The organism is Bacillus sp. NTK034 (genome assembly GCF_017303275.1).
Classification (GTDB): domain Bacteria; phylum Bacillota; class Bacilli; order Bacillales; family Cytobacillaceae; genus Cytobacillus.
The window spans coordinates 210,628-235,643 of record NZ_JAFKOJ010000009.1 but is presented as its reverse complement, the minus strand read 5'-3'; the positions used below and the strand labels follow the sequence as shown (position 1 = coordinate 235,643).

The following is a 25,016-nucleotide window of genomic DNA, read 5'->3' as shown; positions in this document are numbered from 1 at the left end:
CAACGGATGACAAAACTAGTGTTTCTCCTTTCCCAGCCTCATTGATTATATTTATAGCTGTTGAAATTAAAAACCTGAACCTTTACCTTGATATCAGTAAGAGAGTCTTTCTCCAAATAGAAATTGCCTGTTTTTTCTAATTCTGCAAATTTCTCAGGATGCATCCGAAACCATTTCTCGCCGGCATTCAGATAATCAATCTTATTTTCCACTCCATCCAAATATAGTGTTCTTAGTTTTGCTTTTATTTCCTCTTCAACCAGACTGGTTAATCGGTTCATGGAAATGTCCTGTACTTTTTCCAGGACATCAGCGCGAATGGATAAATCAATAGAAAATTTGGGGCTGGAGGAATCTTCATCATATTTGATTTTCAGCCTCGGGCTTTCGAGCTTTACTGCTGCAGCCAATTTCCCCTCTACATCGACTCTTTCATCTACAGCAATATATTTTTCCATCAGCCAATTAAGAAATAAGGAGTCCTCAAAAGCTAGTTCCTTCATATATTTTCTGTTTTGAAAAACGGAATAGCCATCAAAATATAATACAGGATAATCCTTGTCTGCCTTCCAGCTTGTTTTATCAATTTTAACGGAGGGCAGTTTCGCTGCATTCATTGGCTCATAATATTCCCGCAGAAAATTCATTAATGCTACCGGCCTAATTTCATTTTGCGCAACCTCATAAGCATCTTTTTTAAATAGAACGGTGTATACGGCTGGATAATTAAACAAGGCATTAGTATTTAAAACCTCCTCAATCCCTTCTTCTGTTGTTACGACATGAAGCGTAGGGCGAATAGAACGGTTCTTTCCAATCTCCTCCACCACTTCCTGAAATTTGTGCTGAACAATCCGGTTTGTGATAACAAGAGTCTTTACATGGCCAAAATATAAGGGAGGTTCAGATACTTTATACAGCTTTCGTACAGCTAAATTTAATGTTTCTCCTTTTGCAGAAGCCACAAAAATTGGGACAGGCTCTGCAGATTTTCCGCCTTCCTGCTTGGCGACATTTAAAAAATTTAAACCCTGGAGATATACTGTATATTCCTCTTTTTCTTCATCATAATCCATACCGATTGAAACAATATAGGTTAAATCCTGTATATTTTTGATGCCGGAACAGCCTGAGAGCAAAAAACAGCATGACGCAACCATCAAAATCACGCTTCTGGCCATTACTTCTCCCTCCTCGTGGGATCGTCAGGGCTGGTGGAAGTGGAGCGGGATTTATAAAATTGTACAGGCAGCATCAGAAATGCCTTTATGCTTTCTCTCCAGCTGATTGGAGCTACAGCTGAGAGGTAAGGAACTCCAAAGGATGAGAGCGTCGAAAAGTATAAAACGGTGATTATATAGCATAAGATGACCCCAAACAAGCCTAAAAAAGTACTCATAATGATGACGAAGAATCTAATAATGGTTATGGCAGAACTAAGGGACTGACTCACAAGGGTAAAAGATGAAATATAAGTAATCGCTGCAACAACCAGCATCGTTGGAGAGGTTAAGCCTGCTCTTATAGCTGCATCCCCGACAATCAAACCTCCCAGTACGGCCACTGTTTGCCCAATGGCTCTCGGCAGCCTGATTCCTGCTTCATTAAAAAGCTCAAACAATAGGAGAATGATGAACATCTCAATTGGGGCACTCAAAGGCAGCCCAAATCGGGATACCGAAATAGTTGCAACGAGCAAGTAAGGTATTTGTTCAATATTAAATGCGGAAAAAGCGATCCATACCCCTGGCAGGAAACCTGATACCGTTATCCCAATCATTCTGATAAATCTTTCCATACTCACAAACGCATAATTCATGTAAAAATCTTCAGGCGATTTAGTCTGCAATAATAAACTGACTGGGGCATATGTGACGGTTGGATTCCCATCCACCAATATGGCGAACCTCCCCTGATTCAGTGCCTGAACGATAAAATCCGGACGGCCGGTATAATCAAGACTGGGGAAAATCGAATAGGGGCGATCCCTGATTAGGGAGTCAAGTTCATGGATGCTCGTCAAGACATCAAGCTCAACATTCCCCAGCCTTTTGTGAATCTCTTCGAGAACACGCTTATCAATAATGTCTTCAATATACATTAGGGCCACTTTCGTTTTGCTTCGTTTTCCAAATGTATATTTTTCAACACATAAAGTGCTGGTATTAAGCCTTCTGCGTATTAAAGATATATTGGTCTGCAGATCTTCTACAAATCCATCCTTTGGACCTCTAATGGATGTCTCCAGCGCAGATTCTTCAGGCTGTCTTTTTGGAAGGTTTGCTGCCCTAATACTTAATAGGTCTTTATCAGCCAGGAACAGAAAATTCCCCTCAAAAAGCATTTGAGACAAGTCATCAATTGACTTATCAGTTACCAGGTCAGCTTGAAATAAAGTCCTGAGCTTATCTTTTGCCAGGCCCTCCTTCTCGGCTGCAATCATCGGCAGGATATATTGATCCAAATATTGAGTATCCACCAACGTATCAAAATATAATATGTCAAACTGATCTTTCTCTGTAACATGAGCTTTGCTCACAAAATCGCCGCTTTTGCTTAATTGCTGTTTTAACTCTTCAGCCTTTGTGCAGCCATTCTCTTTAGGTTGAGGATTGGACTTTAGAATTCTTGTTCTTGCCATGTTTCTCATCCCTTTTCTTCAAAACTAATACAATCAGGGCAGATAAAAGGATATAGGACAGAAAAAACAACATACTGACTGGAAGATAATACTTATAGATAAATTGATAAAAAGTGTGGGTTTCGATCTTAATGCACATCAATCCAAACAAAATCATATATAAAGTAAGGACCAATTTGGGATTCAGTCGATAATGTTTCTTTTTGACTTGAAAAAATGCACCTACTAAATACATAAATAAGCCAATTCTGATTAATGCTCCGCTCAGCCACTGATATAAGGCGAGAAAGTCCAGATGAGAGATGTACTCTCCAATGCTTAAAACCCTCCATTGCTCATGGGCAGGGTAAAGAAATTTCGTCGCTTCTACAGGACCAAATTCCATGATCGAGGCTGTAAGCGGCCCCAAAGTTAATCCTGTCAGAAGCGTCAAAAGGAAAACTAAATGCTTGAATTTAAAGGGTTTTTGTGAGTATGGCTGCAGTAAGAGGATGATATAAATCTCAAGCAGCCCCGAAAGAGTATAAACAATTCCGCTCATGAAAGGTTCTAAACCCCCTGCAAATAGGGGAAACAACAGGCCGGGGTCCTTCAATCTGGTGTTTGTAATGGAAATAAATACTCCGAAAAGCATCACTAACGGCAGCAGTACACCGCTTGATATAGCCATATATTTCACACCGGCCATAGTCATGATGGAACAAACAATAATTAAAATGATGTTAATCATTATTACAGAGGCATCTGCCAGGAAAAACGCATTTAACCAAATCATTAAGTCTCTGAACGTTATATAGGAGCTAGTAATTAAAAAAACAATAACGGGAACCGATAAAAGTACGGAAAACGTCCTGCCAAGACGCTGTCTCAGCATGAAAAAGAAACCTTCATCTGATGAGTTTTTAAGTATGTAGTAAATAAGCCACATGAAAAAGAGCGAGATTGGATAAGCGGCAACCACACTCAGCCAGCTGTCTCTTCCGGCAGCGGTCAATAAATTCGGAATCAAAATAACATGGTTCAGCAAGCCTGTAGACAGGATGAGCAATAAAAACAGTTGTCTGGGTATTAGGACTTTAACTAAATTTTGCATAACGTTCTCCAGCTATTAGTTTTATTAAGTATGCTTACCAGACAAGAGCAATTTATGTAATGAGATTCTAATCCAAAATCAAAGAGGGATGAAATGAAAGCGAATGTCGCATGAGCGCTTTTGATTCATCCCTTTTCATTTAATTTCCTTACTGATGCTCTTCCTCAGCAGCCATGGCATCTGCCTTCGTTTGATGCACCGTTCCAAATGGATGCTGTGGCGGTGCGTAAATGGAGTATAGCTTGAGGGGTTTGCTGCCTGTATTGATGACATTATGATATTTTCCTGCAGGGATGATAATGGCAAAATCGTCCGCAACTTTCCGCTGAAAATCTAACCGATCCTTGCTGTTCCCCATCTGCACTATCCCTTCTCCCTCTTCAATTCTTAAGAATTGATCAAGTTCAGGATGAATTTCCAGACCAATATCCTCACCTGCTTTTATGCTCATCAATGTCAGCTGCAAATGCTGTCCTGTCCATATTGATGTCCGAAATGTGTTATTTTGCTTTGTCGCTTCCTCTATATCAACGACAAATGGCTGAGGCCCATAATCGGTAATCCGGTCATTTAGTGTAACAAGGCGCGCTGCATTTTCCTGTTCCCCTGTCATAGCCCAAATGAACACATTTTGAACCTGCGGAAGCTGTGAAAGTGCGGACCCCCGCTGATACTCCTGGAAACCCTCCATTTCCAATTGATAAGCCCTATGCAAACCATCACGGTAATGCTCAATGGATACATCGCCAATCTGATACTCCGGCTGTTTTCCTGTTAAATTGTAATAAAGATTGCAGAAATGGGTTAAATGGACTTTTTTCCCTTCGATAGCCTGAATAATATTTTGCTTATGCTCTTCATTAGGGGCTTGTTCTGCAAGCTGCGTGTATAGCTCAAGTACCGAAGCTTCCCTTTTGACTCCTTCAAGGACCGTTTCACAAAGCTGCTGAAAATGATCCTGATTGCTTCTTAACATGTCGTCAGTATGAAATACAGGTGCATTTACTAAAGGGTAATATGGATAGGAATACGCATTAGGATGATACAATACATGTCATTCCCTTCACAGATTTATCAACACATCATATGCCTATAAAAAAAGAAGGTACGTTGGATTTTTCATGTTGGGCTTATGGACTAATTAAAAAGAACCAGTCTTGTCCTGTTTATAGGACTGTAAGACTGGCTCTTTTTTAATCGTATTATTTCTTAGGAATTTCACAGCCATCATCATCACAGATCATACCGTCATGATCATTTAAAACAGTAATCTCATCCTCTGCAATAATCTTCTGCAAAGCTTGAACAAACATCTCAGTTGGCTGTGCTCCGCTAAGGGCATACTTTTTATTGATAAGGAAAAATGGAACCCCTGTGATGCGGTATTGCTGGGCCAATTGCTCATCTGCACGGACTGCATCTGCAAACTCATTGCCGGCAAGCATTTTTTCAGCCCCTTCACGGTTCAGGCCAACTTCTTCGGCTAATTCTGCTAAAGCGGCATGATCCCCTATATGCCTTGAATCTGTAAAATAAGCACGCAGCAGCCGTTCAGTCATTTCTTTCATTAGCCCTTTCGTTTTGGCAAACATCGTCAGACGGTGAGCATCAAACGTGTTTGTGAGAACGACGGTATCAATGTTGAATTCCAGCCCGGCGTTTCTTGCCATCTGCACCATGTTTTTCGTGTTGGCTTTCGCCTGTTCAATCGTCATCCCATATTTTTTGGATAACTTTTCATACATGTTATCCTTTATATCCCGTTCAGCTGTCGGGTCCAGCTCAAAGCAGCGATAAGTCACTTCAATCGGATGATTAATCTGTTTAATGGCATCCTCCAGATGCCTTTTGCCAATATAGCAAAACGGTCAAGCGAAGTCAGTCCACATTTCAATATGCATTTTCCATTCCTCCAATACTGTATATTCTTCTTTAGTATAGTAGGCGGCATTTTATTTTACACGGAAAGTGCTTAAGAGTGCTGATTTGGGATTAACACCCGTATAAGGATGGGCATTGTCATTTTGGTCGCTATTGATTGTGATTAACTGCCATTTCTTATGGGATTCTTTTATTTGGTCGTTAATCAGCTTGATTAACGACCATTTCTTACGGCACTCAGCTTTTTTCGTCGTTATTGATCAAGATTAACGACCATTTCTTACGGCACTCAGCCTTTTTCGTCGTTATTGATCACGATTAACTACCTTATATAGTCGAAAAAAAGCTGGAAAAAGGTATACGTCCCTTCCCCAGCCATCAGCAATTATATATTTGCCAGTTCATCATGGTCTGCCGGATGCGGCGGCTCCTCGAACCAGCCATTTTTTATGAGAATGTTTGCACCATCTTCAGCAAAATTAGCAATTTCAGCAGATAAACGAATGAAATTAATCGCAATATCTTTTCGCGCACTTGAAGCAGCACTTGTTGCATAAATCCCTGCACTTAAGGCAATAAGGGATGTGGTCATAAACATCATTAATTTATCTGAAAAAGGTGGATCAGTGGAATCTGTTACTTCCATATCCCAACTCATGCTAACTGGCAAATAACTTTCTTCGAGCATTCCAGCAAAGACTTTTGTATGTTTGGCCGCTATGTCCCTGCCCCTTACCATGAATTGGCCAACTTCCTTCGATTGGGCAACCTGGCTAAATCCCACCATAATCGTTTTTCCCATGGCATTCTTTTTCAAATTCATATATATATTACTAATTTCAATAACATTCGGCGGTCTTTTATCACCAAACAATCCACCCATAAATTTTTTGCTTTCTACAAAGCTGGTTTCTTTTACTGGGATGACATGGGGAGATTTCATATACAAGCCTTTTTGGAGCAGCATATTTTTAAGCTTTGTTTCGTATTCATTAACTTCCATTAAACAATTATTAAAGTAATTAACGATATCAGACCGGACAGAAAGTGTTTTGGCCAGCGCATAAAAGCTGACTGCAAACATGGCAATATTATAGAGGAAATGAAGGGAAAAATTTTCTGAGAACAGCTTTGAATCTTTTGCCTTTACATCCTCTTCGGCTTTAAATCCATATGGCACGGATAACCCTTCGTTTTCAAAAAAACCAGTAAGCTTCTGTAAATGTGTTTCTGTTAATTGAATGCTATCCCAGAGCATGGACTGCAGTTCCTTATCTTCAACAGTATTTAAAAAGTATGTGAAAATACAATTACACATGCTGCTGTTCAAATAAGCAGACCATAATTGCGCTATTTCAGCTGCAGTTAATTCCGAGTTCTGATTATTACTCATTGGCTGCACGTCCCCCTTTTTTATTTTATTATTTCCAAAGTCCTGAAATAAAAAAGAAACTTTTTATTAAAAACAGGGTTTCATGCTGGATCATTTCACCATTAATAACAGACCCAAATATGGGGCATCCTATCAATGGGAGGTGTCTCTATTGATCGTATATCACGGTTCCACAAGAAAATTTGACCACTTTCACAAAGAGCAGGCCATTCAAAAAACAATGAAAGAGTTCGATACGCTTGGCATATGGTTTTCATCTGACATAGAGTCTGCTAAGCCATTTGCTGTCGGGACAGAAACAGTCATCGAAACATCAGAAACTGAGCTTTGGGAAGATGGAGTACCCAAAGTAATTCAGTATGACAAGCCAGTCCGCGGATTTGTTTATAAAGTGTATATAGATGAACCCATTTTAAAGGACTACGATTCCTTTGAACATTTCATGAATGAACGGGATCCCTATTGTGACTATGCAAGCGTAAAAAAAAGACACCTTACCTGGAAAGATAAGGCGATCTTACTGAATAAAGATGAAGCCAATGCAGCGTTTCGCAAAAGTCTTGCGAAGCAAGGCTACGATGGTATTGCCGTACAGAAAATGGGCATTGAAACCGGTGATAAGGATATGTATTGCATTTTTTCGGATGAAATTCTGCAGATTGCCGATGTCTATCCAGTGGAATAAACGGCTGCCCAGATCTCTTATAATATTTCTTTCAGCCAGGAAACTGCCTGATCGAGGTCCTCTTTTGCCGTATATCTTCCAAGACTGAATCTGACAGCACCCATTCCCACATGTTCAGGAACCTTCATTTCCCTCAAAACAGGGGACAATTCAACTTTGCCTGAATGGCAGGCAGATCCTGTAGAGGCAGCAAGCTGTGGGATGGCGGCTAAAATATCCTGGCCAACCCGATTGACAAAACTGACATTCAGGGTATTCGGCAGCCGTTTTTCTTCATGGCCGTTAAGGACTACCTCATCACCAAATGCCTCCTTCAATTGAACCCAGAAATAATTCGTTAAGTCAGCAAGCTTCCGGTCCCTTGCGTGCTCCTGAGCTAACTCACAGGCTTTGCCAAGCCCGGCTGCAAGCAGTGTGTTCTCTGTTCCTGCACGCACTCCAAACTCGTGTCCGGCCCCATGAATGAGCGGCTCAAGCTTTATGCCCTTTCTGATATATAAGGCGCCAATTCCTTTAGGAGCATACAGTTTATGACCCGCTATCGTGAGCATATCCACATTCAGGAGATTAACATCAACAGGTACCTTGCCCACAGATTGAGACGCATCGGTATGAAAAGCGATCCTGTGTCTTCTGGCGATTTCCCCTATTTCTTCAATCGGCTGAAGGGTCCCCACTTCATTGTTTGAATGCATGATGGTGATCAGGATTGTCTCTTCCCGAATCGCATCTTCAATTGCCTCGGGAGAAACCATCCCATATGCATCTACATCCACCATGGTAATTTCTGCACCCAGGCGCTCCAGAAATTTCAGGGGCTCCACGATGGCAGGATGCTCTATTTTTGACGTAATGATGTGTTTGCCTTTTTCCAGATGTTTATAATAATAGCCCTTTATAGCCAAATTATTCGCTTCACTTCCGCCGCTTGTAAAAATAACCTCTTCCGGCGAACATGACAACAAGCCAGCTGCCTGTTTCCTTGCAATCTTCAGCTTCTCTTTTACTGGCTGCCCAGCCCAATGCAATGCGGAAGGATTTCCGTAAAAGTCCGTCAGCAATGGACTCATGGCATCTATAACCTCTGGTGCCAAAGGTGTGCTTGCATTGTAATCGAGATAGACTTTGTTCATTCCCTTCTCCCCCTTTTCTTTAAGAATATCAAATTCAATAAAATAGAGGAATAGAGCTGCTTCAGCTCATAGAAAAAGGGATATCAGTTCCCCCTCAAACTTCATTTAACAAAAAATTTACAGGCCAATTATATTCTATTAATAAAGAACACTTAGAATAAAACTATGCACAATCGAAAGGAGCTGGCGGAATGCTTGAGAAACTGTTCAGATTAGTGGTCCTGACGATTTTTTGTACACTTTTTCCGTAAGTTGTAATCTAAAAATACTGCTTCAGGCACCTCTTCTTTTACCTCTACATCGAAATATACTTGATACAAACTTGCATCCTCCCTTGAACTGACATTCCTCAGGATATCCTGTTTAATCATGCTCTTACACTCATTATTACACATCAAAATTAAATCAATTAAAAAAAGAGCCCTGCCCAAGGACAAAGCTCTACCCCTTTAATAATAGTAAGGATATGGCGGATACGGGTATGGCGGGTAAGGGTAGTATGGATATCCAAATCCCGGGCCGGGTGTAAGCAATGCTCCGGTCGCTAGCCCCCCTAAAAATCCAAGTCCAAGTCCAAAACCAGGTCCTCCGAACCCGAATCCCGGACGCCCAAAACCAAATCCGGGCCTTCCGATTCCAAATCCAGGCCGGACTCGATGGTCAGTGAAATACACGCCATTGTGCGGGACATACTCCTGTGCCACTGGCATGTGCTGATATTGATAATCCAAACGGAACTCCTCCTCTATATTTGTCTACAGTAAAGGATATGCGTCAGTTGCCTATGGGGTATGGGCCCCTGCCCTTTATCCGAAAACAATCTTCATTTAGTAGATATGTAACCACACCACAACTAGGGTTATGCCATATCTATAATTAAATTGAAATTAAAAGAGGGATACTATTGACAAGAAGAAAACAGATTCCTTGCCTTTTCCCCGGCTACAGATGGTGCGGTCCCGGATGCAGCGGACCAGATGCCCCTATCAATGGCGTGGATGACTGCTGCAAGGCACATGACAAATGCTGGGGAAGCGGGAGATCAAAATGCAGCTGTGACCAGGAATTCCTCAGATGCCTTAAGCCTAAGACAAACAGGCACGGCGAAGAAGGAACAATTGCGACGATCATTTATATTTATATGAAACTCCAAACCGATTTTACCTGCAGCCGGTTTCGGAGAAGAAGACTGTATTAAAAAGCGGCGCCAGCCGCTTTTTTTAGGACAACTCTATTGCTTTATAAAATGGCTTCGATTAAACTCAAAGTGTGTTGTCTGAATTATATAAAAACTAATACCTTGGAGGATCTATGAAACTGGGAGCATTTTCAGTAAGTCTAAGCGTTAAAGATATTAAGAAGTCAAAGGAATTTTACGAAAAACTAGGGTTTGAAGCACTCAGCGGGAATATTGAGCAAAATTGGCTGATCCTAAAGAATGATAACTGTGTGATAGGCCTATTCCAGGGCATGTTCGAGAAAAACATCCTTACTTTTAACCCTGGATGGAACCAAAACGCAGAAAATTTAGAGGGATTTACTGACATTCGGGAGCTTCAAAAGCAGCTGAAGGAACAAGGGATTCATATCATAAATGAAGCGAATGAGTCAGGCTCCGGCCCTGCAAGTTTCACCCTCGAAGATCCGGATGGCAACGCTATTCTTTTCGACCAGCACAGATAGAATTCCACTTACATAATAAAGCTGAAACAGCAGTACCAATTGGCACTGCTGCTTCAGCTCAAAGCCATTACAACCGTTCATTTCCCCGTTTAAAATTCCCCGTTATCTTCGCCATGATTAATTGCCTGCTCTTTTCATCTTCCGCATCATTCATTTTTTTTAGAAACTTCTCTGCCTCTATTCCTTTGAGAATTTTCACTTGTTTTCCATTATAATCAAGAAATACTGTGCTATTCTTATTTACCCGAAAACTAAATGGTTCTTCATCCAAGCGATTTCTTTTATCAATAGGATCCATTTCCTGCCTCCTTGCTTAACCAAACTATAATATAGAATACTCAACAAGAAAACAGAATTTTATAAATAATAATAATTAAATCAGAGAATATTCTATATGCACTTCAGCAAAATAAAATGTATATAATCATCCCATTGAAGAAATGGAGATCATGTCTATGAGCATTATTTTAGCTCTGCTGGCCGCCGTTTTTGCATCCTTCACAGCCATTCTCGCAAAAATTGGCATTGAAAAAGTTGATTCCAACCTGGCTACTGCAGTCAGGACGATTGTGGTGGTCATCATGGCCTATCTTATGGTTGTCATTACAGGGGAAACGGAAAGCATCTTGACTATTTCTGTAAAATCGTACATATTTCTCGTTCTTTCTGGCCTGACAACAGGCTTATCCTGGATTTGCTTCTTTAAAGCCATTCAGATCGGCGATGTATCAAAAGTAGTTCCCATTGATAAGTCGAGCGTCGTCTTAACCATCCTGCTATCATTTATTATTCTCAGGGAGCCCGCCACAGCTTTGGTCGTTTCAGGGGGAGTCATTATCTCCATTGGAACCTTTGTTTTAATCGGCAAAGACCGGAAAAAGAGCCGCAAGAAGAAAGTATTCAATACAAAATCGTATATTTTTCTCGCAGTCCTTTCAGCTGTATTTGCGGCAGCCACCAATATTTTAGCGAAAATAGGAATTGAAGACGTCGACTCCAATGTGGCTACTTTCATCAGGACTGTGGTTATCATTCTTTTCGCCTGGGGAATTGTGTTTTTTCAGGGGACCTTTAAGGAGCTTAAAAGCATTTCGAAAAAGTCTTATTTATTTCTTTTCCTCTCGGGAGCTGCAACCGGATTATCCTGGCTGTGCTATTTCGGCGCTCTTTCCATCGGAAAGGTTAGTGTCGTCAACCCCATCGATAAATTCAGTGTGGTGCTGACAATGATTTTAAGCTTTATTATTTTAAAAGAGAAACCGGCAATGAACACAATTGGAGGTGCCATTTTGATTACGATCGGAACGGCTCTGCTGATAATCTAGGCGAAAATTAGAGTTAAACACATAAAAAAACGGCTTTAATCCTGAGATTAAGCCGTTTTTTTATGATTTTGCATGGAGATTGGACTTCCCGCAGCCGTTTTTCAGAGCTATATAAGCAGTATTGACGTGCAAGTGAAATTTACGTGCGGATAGACCAAATTTACTTTCGGATAAAATATTTTATTTGCACATAGCCCTATTTTACTTGCGGATAAAACTATTTATTTGCGTATAGCCCATATCAACATTCCCCTATCCAAAAGCCTGCGAAGCAATTGCATATAAGGAATGGTTCCTCTGCGGCATAGCCGCTGAATTTTTCATCATGACTGGTGGAGTATTTGCTTTAACAAAACCGCTTCGCTCCAAAAAAGACATAAAATCCGTTCTTCCCTCTGGAACATCAATTCGCAGCTTCCCTTTATGATGTAAAGCCAATTTTCCTGCGATTAAAGCAGCGGTTTCTGAATCAGCTGCTGCAATGGGTCCGAGTATTAAATTGACTAGCCCCTGTATGGATAATCCATATCCAATGATTTCTCCATTATTATTTTTAGCAACAAGACATTGTTTGGACTGGCTGATTCGATTGCGGAGAAAAACGCTTCGCTTATCGCCAAAGGCAGCAGCATCTATTTCGAGGATTTTCGGAAAATCTGCCTGGATAAAGGCTTCAATAGAAATTCCATCTGCAGACTTATCGGAAGCAAACTCATCACAAATAAATTTGTGAATAAAATCCACAGTGATAAAGCCCATTTTTTCATACAAAGGCTTTCCTTCCTTTGTCGCAATTAACATGACAGCAATATCGGCGGGTACACTGGATGCACACGTTTGAGCAGCTTCCTTTCCCAGCCCAAGTCCTCGATAATCCTCATGAACAATAACCATGCCGATAGAGGCCAAATTAGTATCATAACGAATGATAGCTGCACTGGAAACAATCCTGTCCTCAGCATTTTTATGTCCGAAAACTCTGCCGGACCTCAACAGGGTTTCAACCTCATGTTCGTCATAATCCCAGCCAACTGAAGCCGACAGATCAATCAGTCCGGGGATATCTTTCTCATTTAGTTCTCTTAACTCTAATATCATTGGTTTCTCACTCTATATCCCTTCTGATAAAATATACTCCCTCATTATAATTAAGGATTGCTAATGCATTATCCTTCCTGCTTTCCGCATCCCTTTAATGTATTTTGTAAAACTGCCGGTCCCAGATTACCGGAACGGGAATTGGAAAGGCGCAATTGCACGATTGCATCAGCAGAAAGTTCTGCGGATATTTCGTCAAACTTTCCGGCCAATGGGAAGCCGCCAAACCAGCTTGGCTGATCTTCTTTAACAGGATACATTTTAAATCTCCAGCTGATCACACCAGGTATTTGTGCAAACCCTTCATATTGATCATAATCGCCAAATGCTGAAGGCAAGGGCATCCAGTCAGCGTAGACTCCAATAGCTGTCCGTTCTCTGACAGGACTCCCCGGCATATCTGAATATGGTTTCTTCACTTTAGTTATAAGAGCTGTCCCCTGGATATTCGGGATATCTTTTACAGGCTCCAGCACAATGCTGCAGGGATAGGAAAGAGAAGCTGCATGCGCTGCATTTATTTGAAGTGCAAAAAATGCAAAAAATACCGTTAAAATCAAGAATTTATTCATCAGATTTCCTCCATTTCAAAGAGTAATTTTCCCCTTCCTTCTTTTTAAAATTCGGAGGAACCTTTGACTTTTTTAATAGATGAATTTATAATGACCAATGTATCTAATTATTTTAGGAGGATTATTAAAAAATGACACACGCGATGAGACTTCGATTCCCAACTTTGAACCAGTAATTTAATACGTTCAAAGGCTCTGTTTGTGTTAACAGAGTAAACGGGATTAGTCTGTCCTTTTTTAATAATCTTCAGTTCATATTGAAATAGCCCATTTTGGTGTTATTTCTTAAATTGCCAGTTATCTGTGGCAATTTTTGATATGAATGGAAAGGCGGATTTTTCTGCCTTTCTTTTTTTTATGTCTATACGTCTTTCCATAGACAAGCAAAAGGAAGGTTTATTTGCTGACGGCTCCTGATCAGCCCCTAACCGAATAAGGATGGGTCCTCTTCCCTTTACTCTGAATCACAGGCAGATGCCTGTGATTTTTTTATTGAAAGGAAGAAGAAAAATGGAGAATCATGCAAAATATAAAAATTTCGGAAATGCACTTAGATGCCCGCTCTGTGAGAAATCACTGCAGGTTGTTCAATCGAAAAGCCTGATTTGCCCAAACAGGCATACCTTTGATATTTCACACCATGGCTATGTGAACATGCTCAGCCATTCACCGAAGAGCCGTTACAATAAAGCCTTATTTGAAGCCAGGAAGAAAATCATTATGGAGAGTGACCTTTTTAAACGACTTCATGAGAAGATATCAGCCGTAATTGACACCTATTCCGCCAATTCTGACACCCCTGCCTTTATCCTTGATGCAGGATGCGGTGAAGGATCCCATTTGGATAAAATTTTGGGCAATTCCAGAAACGGAACAGTGACAGGCATTGGCCTGGATTTATCCAAAGCCGGTATTGCTCAGGCTGCAAAAAGTTATAAACATTCAATTTGGCTTGTCGGGGATCTGGCAAAATCTCCTCTGGCAGATCACTCTATGAACATGATTTTAAATATCTTTTCTCCTTCTAATTACGAGGAGTTTAAAAGGATCTTGGCTCCAGATGGGCTCATCATTAAGGTGGTTCCGCGAGCTGCCCATTTAAAAGAGCTGCGGGATGCCATTCATGGAAGCAAAGAGAAAAGTCTTTACAAGAATGATGAAACCCTTTCTCTTTTTAAAAAGCATTTTACTCTTACTGACAAAATCACTGTGACGGATGCAAGAGAGTTGGATAAAAGCGAACGGACACATTTAGTGCAGATGTCTCCGCTTGCCTGGGATTCAAATGAGAAAGCTTTGGATGCATTTATCACCAGGAGAAGCCAAATCACCATCGACGCCGATATTTTAATCGGATTAAACCAAAAAGAAATGAGGTTATAAGAATGGAAAATGTACTTTTTGAATTAGAAAATATAGAAGTGTCCTATTTAGATAGATTAGTATTAAACATACCCCGGCTGGCCGTGCACCAGTTTGACCGGATTGGCATTGTCGGTAAGAACGGGACTGGTAAAAGCACCCTGCTGAAGCTGATGGCTGGACAGTTAAAGCCTGAAAAAGGAATGGTTAAAAGATTTGCTGATTTTGCCTATTTCGATCAGCTGTCAGCGCCAGAAGCGGGCGAAATAGATTATAAACTGGCTGGTCAGCTATCGATTCCTCAAACCGAAATAGAAAATTTAAGCGGCGGGGAAAGAACCAGGAGGAAATTGGCGCAAATTTTTTCCAGCTATTATGAAGGCTTATTAATTGATGAGCCAACCACCCACCTCGATAAGGAAGGCACACAATTCTTTATTGAAGAGCTGACCTATTATTATGGAGCCCTTGTGCTTGTCAGCCATGACCGGTATGTGCTTGACAATCTCGTCACGAAAATTTGGGAAATTGAAGATGGTTCTGTGACAGAATATACCGGGAACTATTCTGATTACACGGAACAAAAAGACCTGCAGCGAAAACAGCAGCTCGAGCAGCATGAAAAATTTGTGAAAGAGAAGTCCCGCCTATTAAAAGCGGCTGAGGAAAAAATGAAAAAGGCTGATAAGATTACACAGGCGAATGGGCATATCTCCAAAAAGGAAACAAAGGCCAAAGCCAATAAAATGTTTATGACAAAATCCAAGGATACCAGCCAAAAAGCTGTCCAGCGCGCTGCCAAAGCAATTGAACAGCGGGTACAGATGCTGGAGAATGTGGATGCGCCAAAGGAAGAAATGACGATTCGTTTTCATCAGCAGCCTGCACTGGAAATGCACAATAAATTTCCCATCATGGGCGATCGGGTAACATTAAAAGGCGGAGAAAGAACACTCCTGAAAGAAGCAAGCTTCCAATTTCCCCTTGGCCATACCATTGCCATTACAGGAAAAAACGGATCAGGAAAAACAACTCTGCTCAACCACATCCTGAATCGCGGCGAGGGCATAACCCTCTCTCCTAAAGCAGTTGCAGGCGCCTATGAACAGATGGATTATCAATTCGATAAAAGCAAAACGGTGCTGGAATATATGAAAGAAAAAAGCGATTATGAAGATAGTAAAATCCGTTCTGTTCTTCACTCCATGTGTTTTACAGGGAATGACCTGAAAAAGGATGTGCGCAATTTGAGCGGCGGAGAAGCTATCCGTCTCGTGCTGTGCCAGCTTTTCCTTGGCAGATATAATGTGCTGATATTAGATGAACCCACAAATTTTCTGGATATTTATTGCATCGAAGCGCTGGAACGGTTTTTAGAAGCCTATAAAGGAACCGTCCTGCTGGTTTCACATGATAAAGTGTTTGTTGAACGGGTGGCTGATTGTGTGTATGCCATAGAAGAAAAGATGCTGGTTCTAAAGAAGAGCTAAAAGAAAAAATAGACCCGACTGCTTTTGCAGGAGGGTCCATTTCTGTAGTCAGGCTGCTTATTTTGCGTTTTGGGGTAATGCAGCAACCGCTTCTATCTCAACTAATTGGCCGCTATAACCCAAAACGGTGACACCTGACAATGTACTTGGAACATCATGAGAACCGAATTCTTCTCTAATTGCCTGCCATGCGGCCACCAAATCTGACTGGTCAGAAGATGCGACGAGGACTCTTGTATATGCCACATCCTTTAATTCAGCACCACATTCCTTTAAGGCAGCTTTCAGGTTTTCAACACAAAGTTTGGCCTGTTCTTCATATCTGATTCCCTCAGGCACTTTTCCCTCTTGGTCGAGCGGGCAGGCTCCTGCCATAAAATAAAGATCCATTCCAGCAGGAACATGGGAGGCGTAAGCATAGTCAACTGCAGGCAACATCGACGAATGTATTAACGAAATATTTTTCATTTCTAAAATTCCTTTCAAACCGTATTACCTATTTAAATTCAACCTATTTGCATGATTTCCTTTTTAGATAACTGTTATAGGGCTTCCTGACGGGTGGAAATATGGGATGTATATAGATATGATTTTAGTTTTTTCCGTTCTCCAAATGTTTGAATGTCCAAATAAAGCTGTTGAAGAAACTGGTTTTCCTCCTTTGCGCTTTTTTTCTTTCAAAAGAGTCCCAGCACAATATATTTTCCTATTGTTAACTGTTTCACCTTTAGAGTTCCTGAAATCCCTTCGTATCTAGCAGGTGGCGGCAATGTGGAAGCCACCTGCAAATGACCTCACTATCCTACTTCATCATTAGGGAAACCAGTCTCCACCATCCATCTCCAAGCTCCCCCGTAATGGACAAGTCGATTTCTTTTCCGCTGCTGCCTCCATCTAAATCAAAATGGAGCCATTTGAATTGTCCCGGTGCCAGCGTTCCGCCTGTCTCAGCAAGCATCTTGTTATCTGAATGAATGATCGTGTTTGCTGAGGTATAAATGGCATCTCCTGTTAGGAAATAAATGCGATGAATACCCGCTGGAATCGCCAGCCTTAACGTTGCTGGAGCATCCCGGCCCACGATCATATCGCGCTGCAGCTCATCCAGCTTATTTCGATCCCTCGCCGAATGGGAAGTTCCGATCCATCCATACCCCTTCGCATTATCCCAGGTATCTTCTGGAACAAAGCGTTTAAAGGACGTAAAGACAGGCGACGTTGAAACTCCGGCATCAAGAGCGAGCAGAAACTCGTCTCCAGCGGGGACAGAGACTGCCTGAACATCTCTTGGCCGGCCAAAAACAGTTGTTTTGCCGGCGTCCACCTCTACACGAAGTCTTTCTGCAGCTGGAACAGCTGCTGGAGGTGTTGCCATTACCTCAACCGTTAATGAAGATTGCGCTTCAATAACCGCAGTCACACTCTCACTCTTCCAGCCCTTAGGAACTGGAATGCTTACATGAACTTTCGCTGCTTTTTTCGTCCCATTGCTGAGGGAGACGGTAACAGGGCTTGGTTTTCCTGCTATCATCGTGTTCGCTTGAATGTCTGTTACATCCACTCCGCCTATTCGCATCGCCCCAGCCTTACCATTCTTTACTTCAAAGGAGGCGATGGTGCTTGCGGCAGCCTCTGGATTACTAGGTGATGAGACAACTCGATAATCACTTTGCCATGATTTATGTGTGACGTGAAATCGTACATATCCACGATATTCACCATCAAAGAACTTGACATGCGGATTAACCGATAATGCTGCTTCAACCTGATCCTTCCAGCCACAGCCAGAGCTAATCGACGTCCCGACAAACTCGGTAGCAAGTGTCTTGGATTTTGGATCATTGAAATCCTCCTTTAAATCATTTACCCAGCTTGAATGCCAATCCCCGCCTAGAACAATTGGATTGGATGGTCGACGCTTCTTAATAAATTCGAAAAGGCGATCCCGATCTGCCGAGTATCCATCCCACTGATCATGGTTAACACTAATTCCCTCACCTGGATCGTAGTCATATTGAGCCATCATTGTTTGCTGTGCCAGCACATTCCATTTTGCCTGTGAACGGTGAAGATTTCCGATGAGCCATAATCCTTGTTCAGATCCTACCATCGTTCTTTCCGGATTAGAAGCTTCAGGATCAAGCGGACCGCCTGGAAATCCTTTTCCTACTTGATTGTCACGGTATTGTCTTGTATCCAGCACACTGAATTCTGCAAGATCTCCATATGTAAATTTACGGTAAAGAAGCATATCTGGGCCATTCGGTTTGGAGCGGCGCCTTAGCGGCATATGCTCATAATAGGCCTGGAACGCAGCCGCACGCACTGCCAGAAAACGTTCACGCTCTCCTTCCGGATAGTTCGGATCAGAAATATCATTGGACCAATCATTATCTACCTCATGGTCATCAAACGTCACAATAAAGGGGAAAGCACTATGCGCTGCCTGCAAATCTGGTGATGTTTTGTATTGTGCATGAAGGAGGCGATAATCTGCCAGTGTTTCAGTATCCCCTTTTTCATAAATATAGTCACCAAGGTGGAACACAACGTCCAGGTCCTCCTCAGCCATATTTTTGTAAGCGGCAAAGCGTCCACCTGCCCATGCTTGGCAGGAAGCAATTGCGAATGAGAGACTCTTAAGATGTGAGCCTTCACCAGGAGCAGTTTTTGTTCTCCCCACGGGACTAATTTCATTACCAGCCTTGAAACGGTAATAATACTCTCTCCATGGCCTTAAGCCAAAGACTTCAGCATGCACTGAATGACCTAGTTCAGGCCCTGTAATTTCTTTTCCTCTACGAACAATCTTCTTAAAAGCTTCGTCTTCTGCCACTTCCCATTCAACAGAAACATAGCGCTTATCCATCCCTCCATTTCCGTCCTCTGCAAGCGGATTAGGAGCAAGCCTTGTCCATAAAACAACACTATCCGAAAGCGGGTCGCCAGAGGCAACACCCAGCGTAAATGGATAAGCTGAAAAGTCTGGTGTTTCCTCTGCGTTTACTGACGTAATGACAGGCAGCGAAAAAAAGGCTGCAACTGCGGCTGTTTTCCCTGTAACTTCTAAAAAATTTCGGCGAGTCATCTTTTTTGCGGTAATGTCTTTTAACCATTTTTGGTTATTCAATGTACTCTCTCCCTTTTACTAGATTTAAATAACTTTAAACGAGCTGGCAGGAAATTTTTCCAAGCTGACTATGCAGCTTCTAAGCTCGCTTTCTAGCTATTTCGATAACGAAAGCAGCTGCACTTAATAGGTGCAGCCAGAAGGGCGTTTATTTAGCGTCCTTATTTAATACTTTGTCTTATTTGCTCAATTAGCGCTTCCTCCCTTTCAAAAATAAAGGTTTCTATATTGAATCCACTTTCGTGGAGGTCAATTGACAAAGACAACCGAAGCAGTATAGGCTATTTCCTCATCCTATATTGACTAAAGAGAACAAAAAACCCAAGTATAGCCAGCCCTAAAAAGCATTCCTATGCTTAATAAAACTAGTAACTATACCTGGGTTTTCTCCATTTACTCCACCCTTGGCAGTTAGATAATATGTAATTTTTGACATATAAGTATTCATCATCTACATTGTCATAGTAAAACTTCATTATTAAAACAGTATTGTTATTAAGTAAAATAATTGTTAAAGATTTCTTCACATTTCAACTAGAATTTAGAGTCTAAACTCCATAAAACAGGTTCACCGATCGCTACACCGTGTGCTCCAGCCTCTAACACCTCTTTTATCTCATTCGGATTTTTAATTAATCCAGCTGTAATAATAGGACAATCTATTTTTTCGTAAATCTCCCTTATGACTCTTGGCATTAATCCGGGCATAATCTCAATTGCATCAGGCTGTACATTAGATACGTTTCGAATTCCATTTTCATATGCTTGTGTATCCAGCATAAATAAATGCTGGATCGTTAATAATCCCTCTTTTTTAGCAGCCTGAATCAATTGATTTTTTGTCGAAACAATCCCATCTGGCTTTACTTTTTGAGATAAGTACTTTATTCCTTCTCGATCATTCGCTATGCCTTTGATTAGATCAACATGCAGAAAAATAGACTTGTGATACTTTCTGCTTTCTTCAACGCAATGCTCAATTGAGAAAATATCACCTGTCATTAAAAAGATCGTCTCAACAGGTGAAAGAACAGCTCTCTCAATTAATGAGACATCGCGTACGGCAGCTATGATAGGATTATTTTTCACTAAAACCTTTTTCTCCATCACTTCCACCTCCAATAATATGTTTATAGCACTTTGTCATTAAGAAATAGGTACCCTTTTGTAAAGGTTTATTAAGTTTCTGAGTAAACAGAAGGAGGGTAACTGATAGTGTACAAACAGATGGTAAGTGTAAAAAAAATGACAGTGTAATTTGTACCTGTCATTTTTCATTAGCATTATTATTAGTAAGGTAAGTACAACCTAATATGGACGTTGGGATAATACCCCATCACAAAGTATCCTTTTTCTATTTTTGAAACCAGGCATCCAGCAGCTCTTGCTCTTTTTCACGAGATATTCCAGCTTTTCGTCCGGAATCCTGTCTCCCTTTCTCCCATTGATATACATCCTGAATTGTATCTTCAAGCGGTCTGAAGGAAAGTCCGTTTTCTATGGCCTTTTTTACGCTGATGCACATGTGCCACGGTTTATCTTCTCCATCTAACGGGAAATGTTCAGGAATCCATAACGGCATTTCAGTCCATGGCTGTATTTGATGATCCAATACAAATTGTTCATCGGCCCAGACAAATTTGGCATTGCTGTTTGTAACTGATTTACATGTATTCAAAAGCTCTTCCATCGTCAATTCATAATCGGGGCCTGTAATATTATACGTTCCAGCTTTGCTATTTTCCGCCATATTAAAGCCCCATGCTGCTATATCTTTCACGTCGATCAATTGAATTGGACGATCCGGACGTCCCGGCACCACTATATTTCCGCCTTCCGAGACACGCTGAACCCAGTATGGGAGCCGATCTGTATAGTCAAACGGCCCAACCAGCTGACCTGCCCTGATATGCAGCACTCGCCCCGGCCAATGCTTTTCTGCTTCAGCTTCGCATAACACCTTCAACGCGCCGTAATACTCATAAGGAGAAATTCTGCCTTCCTCAACATCTTTCAATCGATCCTGCGGCATAGACTGTAAATGATAGTCTTCCGTGAGATTGAGCGGAATCCAGTCTTTATATACAGAGATGCTAGAAATGTACGTATAATGTTCGATGCTATCTCCAAGCACTGCTGCGATTTTGTTAATTTGGTGCGGTGCGAATCCGCATGTATCCATTACGGCATCCCATTTTCTGTTTTTGAGCTGCGACACATCACCATCTCTATCACCTGCGAGCTGTTCCACTTCGGAAAACGCTTCTTTATTATTCCCGCGATTGAATAATGTAATATCGTGACCTCTTTTCAAGCCTTCTTCTGCCAGCGCTTTTCCTAAAAAACGAGTACCTCCCAATATTAAAACCTTCATACTTTTCCCCCGTTCACTTTAATAGCTGCAATAAATACATTCATCTTATATAACGTTTTTCCTTCTAAATAAGATACGGAGAGTATTAAGAAATATGGGAATTTTGGTAAAACATTTTATCTGTAAGCTATTTATTCCTGCATCCTTTTTACAATTGGGAAACCATAAACATGGTTTCCCTCAATAGGATCAGTTAAAATTACTCTTTAATGATCACTTTCTCCTTCAGTACTTCTACAGCAATATTCCTGGCCTCCGTACCTGTTCCATCGATATTTACCGCAAACACCCATGTGCCCTTCTCTGTTTCAATAAAACCAACGTACCAGCCCAGTCCCATGTCGGACAGCCTTGTCCCCGTTTTGCCATGCAGTATGAAATGATCCTGTTCATCCTGAATCATCATTCTCTTGACAGTTTTTTGATTTTTCTCTGTAAAAGGCAGCTTCTCCTCCACAAGCTTTTCTATAAAATCAGCTTGCTCTGCTGCGGAAATTTTCAGGCTGCTGTCCAGCCAAAACGCATCAATCCCACCGGAAATATCCTGGTTGCCATAGTCTATCTTTGAAACGTACTCTTTCATGTTCTTTTCACCAATCGTTCTCGCCAGGTCCTGATAAAACCAGATAGCTGATTCCCTCATGGCAGAAGCCAGTGAATGGTCCCTGTTCCAGCTGTCGAATTCGCGTTCAACTCCATCCCACCTATTCACTTCGTATTCATCCCTGACAGCGGCAGTTTCCAGCCCGATCAGGGCATTGGCGACTTTAAAGGTTGATTCAGGCGTCAGTCTCTCTTTGCTCCTCTCCTTGTTGTAGACATAAACCTTGTCATTCTTAAGATTTTTGAGGACCATGGTGCCCTCTGTTCCTGCAAAAGCTTCTTCAATGTGCAGGTCTTTTATGTTTTCTTGCCCGCCTAATGCCCCAGCTCCTGTACCCGTCAGCAGCAGCAGCACGGAAAGGGCCGCAATACCCGCTCTTCTCATCCACTTCATCTTTTCTTCCTCCTTCATAAAATAGGATTTCCGTCATGATGTCAGCTCTGTATTTGTCACTTATACTATAAACAGCATGATGGATACAGAAAAGAACAGTTTTGGCCATCTGTACCCATACAAATCAACGAGAGGAGTGTAAACTTGGGCACTAAATATGATGAAATCATAGGAGAAATCCAATCGAGATTGGCTGATGAACGCTTGAAATCCGGAGAAAAGCTCCCTTCCATCCGCAGCTTTGCAAAAGAATACAGCTGCAGCATCAACACTGTACTGAAAGCTTACAGTGAATTGGAAAAGGCCCATCTGATTTACTCTGTGCCAAAAAGCGGCTATTTTGCGGTAGGCACCGATTTGCCTAAAAAACACAAACCTGCAATCATTGACTTTGTCTCAGCAGGACCGGATAAAAGCAAGATGCCTTACCGTGATTACCAGCATTGTATGAATCAGGCAATTGAGCTTTATAAAGAGGAAATGTTTCAGTATTCCAATCCCCTCGGTTTGCCGAGTCTTCGGCATCAGCTTTCAGCTCAGCTTCAGGATCTGCAGGTTTTCGCCCCGGCTGAAAGAATTGCGGTGGTATCCGGCTCCCAGCAGGCTCTGGATCTCTTGGTCTCACTCCCTTTTCCCAATAATAAAACGGAGATCTGCACAGAACAGCCAACCCACTTCAGTTTCATAGATTCCATTACTTCCCGCGGCTTGAAGCCTATTGGCATAGAGGTGAATCAGAAAGGCATTGACCTCAATTACTTAGAAAAGATATTCAGAGAGAGAAACATCAAGTTTTTCTACACTGTTTCCAGATTTCAAAACCCTACAGGCTGCAGCTACTCCAACCAGGAAAAAAAGGATATGGTCGAGCTCGCTCAGAAATATGATGTCTACATAGTGGAGGATGACTACATGGGTGATCTTGATACAAGAAAAAAGGAAGATCCCATGTTTGCCTTTGATCCTTCCGGAAGAGTCATTTACACAAAAAGCTTTTCGAAAGTTTTGCTGCCAGGGCTGCGATTAGGATTGGCAGTCCTTCCAGAAGCCTTAATGAAAAGTTTTACACAGGCCAAATTTGCAGCGGACGTCCATACACCCGTCCTCACACAAGGGGCACTTGAGATTTACTTAAGCAGCGGTATGTTTAAAGCCCATATTGAAAAACTCCGGCGTCAATACAAGAAAAAGGGCACCATTCTCAAAAAGGCATACCTGGAGCATTTGCCTCCCAATACTTCATTTACGGGCGGGGATTCGGGATTCTATTCGACAGTTGTCCTCCCGGGCAGAATGAAAGCCAAGAATCTTGTGAAGCATCTCCAAAAGAAAAATGTATTGGTTCAGGATGCTGCACCAATGTATCTTCCAGAATATCTAAAGGAAAATAGAATTCGATTGAGTGTCTCTCAGGTGGAGGACCGGAAAATTGGAGTTGGAGTGAAGAAGATCGGGGACGGGATTCGTGCGTTAACCTATTCTTATATCTAAAAGGTAAGCTTAAATATGGACTAGCCGCCACCGCCCAAAATGACATGACCCCCGATTAACAATCATATCTATAATGATGGGGTTCCAATATCCATAAAAGGAGATGGTTCGATTGAATCCTTATTATTATTATCCATATTATCGGGCAACTGGCTGGGGAGATATATTAACACTGCTGCAGCAAAGTTTATATGCTGAGGAAATGGTTTGTTCCATGAGTTCTGAACTTTTTCATATTCCAGAGACCAAAGATTTAAAAGGAAATGCAGAGATGCACAACCACCTCGTTCCGGCTTCGTATCACCGCGTGACCGCTGTTGGATGTGCACATAGACTAGTAAATGGAGAACAGCGGCAATCGATTATCACCACAATGGCGGCTTGCATCGTGAATGCGGAAAATCAGGATAAAAAGGTGCGGGAAGGACTAAAAACGATGGAGGAAAATGCAGGTCCAGAGTATAAGGCGTTTATAAGTTTAATCATCAGATGGCAGGACCAGGCAGAAAATTACCTCTCTCAAGCTAAAGAAGCTTTGCGAACGATGGGTGTAACTTTTCCTTCAGCTGGAGGCGGACCGGAGAACTCAGAATATAATCTTTATTAATGAATAAGGAATCCAGCCACTGCAGGTACAGTGCCCCAAGACAAGTATGAGGTAAATTTGA

Annotated in this window: 25 protein-coding genes; 9 read left to right on the top strand and 16 right to left on the bottom strand. The window is 41.6% G+C overall.

Going from position 1 to position 25,016, the window contains the following annotated elements:
• Positions 1-38: 38 nt before the first annotated feature.
• From JI665_RS22750 to JI665_RS22725, 6 genes are all read right to left on the bottom strand, one after another.
• On the bottom strand, positions 39-1,181 hold the full coding sequence (locus JI665_RS22750; RefSeq protein WP_206844479.1) for a Ger(x)C family spore germination protein: 1,143 nt from the start codon (positions 1,179-1,181) through the stop codon (positions 39-41).
• Positions 1,181-2,641, bottom strand: coding sequence for a spore germination protein (locus JI665_RS22745; protein ID WP_206844477.1), 1,461 nt, complete (start codon positions 2,639-2,641; stop codon positions 1,181-1,183). Before JI665_RS22745 ends, JI665_RS22750 begins: the two co-directional genes overlap by 1 nt.
• Entirely contained in the window at positions 2,601-3,734 is a 1,134-nt protein-coding gene (locus JI665_RS22740; protein WP_206844475.1) for an endospore germination permease, read from the bottom strand. The genes JI665_RS22745 and JI665_RS22740 overlap by 41 nt, the downstream gene beginning before the upstream one ends.
• A 148-nt stretch (positions 3,735-3,882) precedes the next feature.
• Positions 3,883-4,782: a cupin domain-containing protein gene (locus JI665_RS22735; RefSeq protein WP_206844473.1), complete on the bottom strand. Its 900-nt coding sequence runs from the start codon at positions 4,780-4,782 to the stop codon at positions 3,883-3,885.
• A gap of 154 nt (positions 4,783-4,936) precedes the next feature.
• Positions 4,937-5,590 carry a DsbA family oxidoreductase gene (locus JI665_RS22730; RefSeq protein WP_206844573.1) on the bottom strand — a complete coding sequence of 218 codons (654 nt, stop codon included), beginning with the start codon at positions 5,588-5,590 and terminating at the stop codon, positions 4,937-4,939.
• 410 nt (positions 5,591-6,000) lie between these two features.
• The gene (locus tag JI665_RS22725) at positions 6,001-7,008 is read right to left on the bottom strand and encodes a DUF3231 family protein (protein WP_206844471.1); all 1,008 of its coding nucleotides are present in this window, start codon (positions 7,006-7,008) and stop codon (positions 6,001-6,003) included.
• A 142-nt stretch (positions 7,009-7,150) separates the two neighbouring features.
• Between JI665_RS22725 and JI665_RS22720 the strand changes: the two genes are divergently transcribed.
• Positions 7,151-7,693 (top strand): hypothetical protein, encoded by a 543-nt coding sequence (locus JI665_RS22720; RefSeq protein WP_312886286.1) that lies wholly within the window; start codon positions 7,151-7,153, stop codon positions 7,691-7,693.
• Between the two features lie 17 nt (positions 7,694-7,710).
• Here the strand turns inward: JI665_RS22720 and JI665_RS22715 are convergent, their stop codons facing one another.
• On the bottom strand, positions 7,711-8,826 hold the full coding sequence (locus tag JI665_RS22715; RefSeq protein WP_206844469.1) for a cysteine desulfurase family protein: 1,116 nt from the start codon (positions 8,824-8,826) through the stop codon (positions 7,711-7,713).
• Between the two features lie 449 nt (positions 8,827-9,275).
• The gene (locus tag JI665_RS22710; RefSeq protein ID WP_206844570.1) at positions 9,276-9,536 is read right to left on the bottom strand and encodes a hypothetical protein; all 261 of its coding nucleotides are present in this window, start codon (positions 9,534-9,536) and stop codon (positions 9,276-9,278) included.
• A 194-nt stretch (positions 9,537-9,730) separates the two neighbouring features.
• On the opposite strand from JI665_RS22710, the gene JI665_RS22705 reads away from it, so the two are divergent.
• Positions 9,731-10,024, top strand: coding sequence for a phospholipase (locus JI665_RS22705; RefSeq protein ID WP_206844468.1), 294 nt, complete (start codon positions 9,731-9,733; stop codon positions 10,022-10,024).
• A 113-nt stretch (positions 10,025-10,137) separates the two neighbouring features.
• Positions 10,138-10,509, top strand: a complete 372-nt coding sequence (locus JI665_RS22700) for a VOC family protein (RefSeq protein ID WP_206844466.1) — start codon at positions 10,138-10,140, stop codon at positions 10,507-10,509.
• A gap of 67 nt (positions 10,510-10,576) precedes the next feature.
• Here JI665_RS22700 and JI665_RS22695 read toward each other — a convergent pair whose 3' ends face one another.
• Positions 10,577-10,807, bottom strand: a complete 231-nt coding sequence (locus JI665_RS22695; RefSeq protein ID WP_206844465.1) for a hypothetical protein — start codon at positions 10,805-10,807, stop codon at positions 10,577-10,579.
• Positions 10,808-10,964: 157 nt separating this feature from the next.
• On the opposite strand from JI665_RS22695, the gene JI665_RS22690 reads away from it, so the two are divergent.
• Entirely contained in the window at positions 10,965-11,834 is an 870-nt protein-coding gene (locus tag JI665_RS22690) for an EamA family transporter (RefSeq protein WP_206844462.1), read from the top strand.
• Positions 11,835-12,086: 252 nt separating this feature from the next.
• Here JI665_RS22690 and JI665_RS22685 read toward each other — a convergent pair whose 3' ends face one another.
• Together JI665_RS22685 and JI665_RS22680 are read right to left on the bottom strand one after the other, a co-directional pair.
• Positions 12,087-12,932, bottom strand: a complete 846-nt coding sequence (locus JI665_RS22685; RefSeq protein WP_206844459.1) for a GNAT family N-acetyltransferase — start codon at positions 12,930-12,932, stop codon at positions 12,087-12,089.
• 68 nt (positions 12,933-13,000) lie between these two features.
• Positions 13,001-13,504, bottom strand: coding sequence for a hypothetical protein (locus tag JI665_RS22680; protein ID WP_206844456.1), 504 nt, complete (start codon positions 13,502-13,504; stop codon positions 13,001-13,003).
• Between the two features lie 131 nt (positions 13,505-13,635).
• On the opposite strand from JI665_RS22680, the gene JI665_RS29280 reads away from it, so the two are divergent.
• From JI665_RS29280 to JI665_RS22665, 3 genes are all read left to right on the top strand, one after another.
• Positions 13,636-13,680, top strand: coding sequence for an erythromycin resistance leader peptide (locus JI665_RS29280; protein WP_142301762.1), 45 nt, complete (start codon positions 13,636-13,638; stop codon positions 13,678-13,680).
• A 334-nt stretch (positions 13,681-14,014) separates the two neighbouring features.
• Complete coding sequence (locus JI665_RS22670; RefSeq protein WP_206844453.1) at positions 14,015-14,887, top strand: putative RNA methyltransferase; 873 nt, start codon at positions 14,015-14,017, stop codon at positions 14,885-14,887.
• 2 nt (positions 14,888-14,889) lie between these two features.
• Positions 14,890-16,356: an Msr family ABC-F type ribosomal protection protein gene (locus JI665_RS22665; RefSeq protein WP_206844450.1), complete on the top strand. Its 1,467-nt coding sequence runs from the start codon at positions 14,890-14,892 to the stop codon at positions 16,354-16,356.
• Between the two features lie 57 nt (positions 16,357-16,413).
• Here JI665_RS22665 and JI665_RS22660 read toward each other — a convergent pair whose 3' ends face one another.
• From JI665_RS22660 to blaOXA, 5 genes are all read right to left on the bottom strand, one after another.
• Positions 16,414-16,824, bottom strand: a complete 411-nt coding sequence (locus tag JI665_RS22660; protein ID WP_206844448.1) for a RidA family protein — start codon at positions 16,822-16,824, stop codon at positions 16,414-16,416.
• Positions 16,825-17,158: 334 nt separating this feature from the next.
• The gene (locus tag JI665_RS22655; protein WP_206844446.1) at positions 17,159-19,486 is read right to left on the bottom strand and encodes an alkaline phosphatase D family protein; all 2,328 of its coding nucleotides are present in this window, start codon (positions 19,484-19,486) and stop codon (positions 17,159-17,161) included.
• 534 nt (positions 19,487-20,020) lie between these two features.
• Entirely contained in the window at positions 20,021-20,593 is a 573-nt protein-coding gene (locus JI665_RS22650) for a glycerol-3-phosphate responsive antiterminator (RefSeq protein WP_206844443.1), read from the bottom strand.
• A gap of 247 nt (positions 20,594-20,840) precedes the next feature.
• Positions 20,841-21,860, bottom strand: coding sequence for an SDR family oxidoreductase (locus tag JI665_RS22645; RefSeq protein ID WP_206844441.1), 1,020 nt, complete (start codon positions 21,858-21,860; stop codon positions 20,841-20,843).
• Between the two features lie 199 nt (positions 21,861-22,059).
• Complete coding sequence (gene blaOXA / locus JI665_RS22640; protein ID WP_206844439.1) at positions 22,060-22,857, bottom strand: class D beta-lactamase; 798 nt, start codon at positions 22,855-22,857, stop codon at positions 22,060-22,062.
• A gap of 144 nt (positions 22,858-23,001) precedes the next feature.
• Between blaOXA and JI665_RS22635 the strand changes: the two genes are divergently transcribed.
• Both JI665_RS22635 and JI665_RS22630 read left to right on the top strand, forming a co-directional pair.
• The gene (locus JI665_RS22635) at positions 23,002-24,348 is read left to right on the top strand and encodes a PLP-dependent aminotransferase family protein (RefSeq protein WP_206844437.1); all 1,347 of its coding nucleotides are present in this window, start codon (positions 23,002-23,004) and stop codon (positions 24,346-24,348) included.
• Between the two features lie 112 nt (positions 24,349-24,460).
• Positions 24,461-24,955 carry a hypothetical protein gene (locus JI665_RS22630; RefSeq protein ID WP_206844435.1) on the top strand — a complete coding sequence of 165 codons (495 nt, stop codon included), beginning with the start codon at positions 24,461-24,463 and terminating at the stop codon, positions 24,953-24,955.
• Positions 24,956-25,016 lie beyond the last annotated feature (61 nt).

Coding starts and splice junctions, on each gene's coding strand:
- JI665_RS22740 (WP_206844475.1), bottom strand. CDS start 3,734: ATGCAAAATTTAGTTAAAGTCCTAATACCCAGACAACTGTTTTTATTG.
- JI665_RS22750 (WP_206844479.1), bottom strand. CDS start 1,181: ATGGCCAGAAGCGTGATTTTGATGGTTGCGTCATGCTGTTTTTTGCTC.
- JI665_RS22665 (WP_206844450.1), top strand. CDS start 14,890: ATGGAAAATGTACTTTTTGAATTAGAAAATATAGAAGTGTCCTATTTA.
- blaOXA (WP_206844439.1), bottom strand. CDS start 22,857: ATGAAGTGGATGAGAAGAGCGGGTATTGCGGCCCTTTCCGTGCTGCTG.
- JI665_RS22645 (WP_206844441.1), bottom strand. CDS start 21,860: ATGAAGGTTTTAATATTGGGAGGTACTCGTTTTTTAGGAAAAGCGCTG.
- JI665_RS22690 (WP_206844462.1), top strand. CDS start 10,965: ATGAGCATTATTTTAGCTCTGCTGGCCGCCGTTTTTGCATCCTTCACA.
- JI665_RS22685 (WP_206844459.1), bottom strand. CDS start 12,932: ATGATATTAGAGTTAAGAGAACTAAATGAGAAAGATATCCCCGGACTG.
- JI665_RS22725 (WP_206844471.1), bottom strand. CDS start 7,008: ATGAGTAATAATCAGAACTCGGAATTAACTGCAGCTGAAATAGCGCAA.
- JI665_RS22650 (WP_206844443.1), bottom strand. CDS start 20,593: ATGGAGAAAAAGGTTTTAGTGAAAAATAATCCTATCATAGCTGCCGTA.
- JI665_RS22670 (WP_206844453.1), top strand. CDS start 14,015: ATGGAGAATCATGCAAAATATAAAAATTTCGGAAATGCACTTAGATGC.
- JI665_RS22680 (WP_206844456.1), bottom strand. CDS start 13,504: ATGAATAAATTCTTGATTTTAACGGTATTTTTTGCATTTTTTGCACTT.
- JI665_RS22745 (WP_206844477.1), bottom strand. CDS start 2,641: ATGGCAAGAACAAGAATTCTAAAGTCCAATCCTCAACCTAAAGAGAAT.
- JI665_RS22660 (WP_206844448.1), bottom strand. CDS start 16,824: ATGAAAAATATTTCGTTAATACATTCGTCGATGTTGCCTGCAGTTGAC.
- JI665_RS22695 (WP_206844465.1), bottom strand. CDS start 10,807: ATGGATCCTATTGATAAAAGAAATCGCTTGGATGAAGAACCATTTAGT.
- JI665_RS22710 (WP_206844570.1), bottom strand. CDS start 9,536: ATGCCAGTGGCACAGGAGTATGTCCCGCACAATGGCGTGTATTTCACT.
- JI665_RS22700 (WP_206844466.1), top strand. CDS start 10,138: ATGAAACTGGGAGCATTTTCAGTAAGTCTAAGCGTTAAAGATATTAAG.
- JI665_RS22715 (WP_206844469.1), bottom strand. CDS start 8,826: ATGAACAAAGTCTATCTCGATTACAATGCAAGCACACCTTTGGCACCA.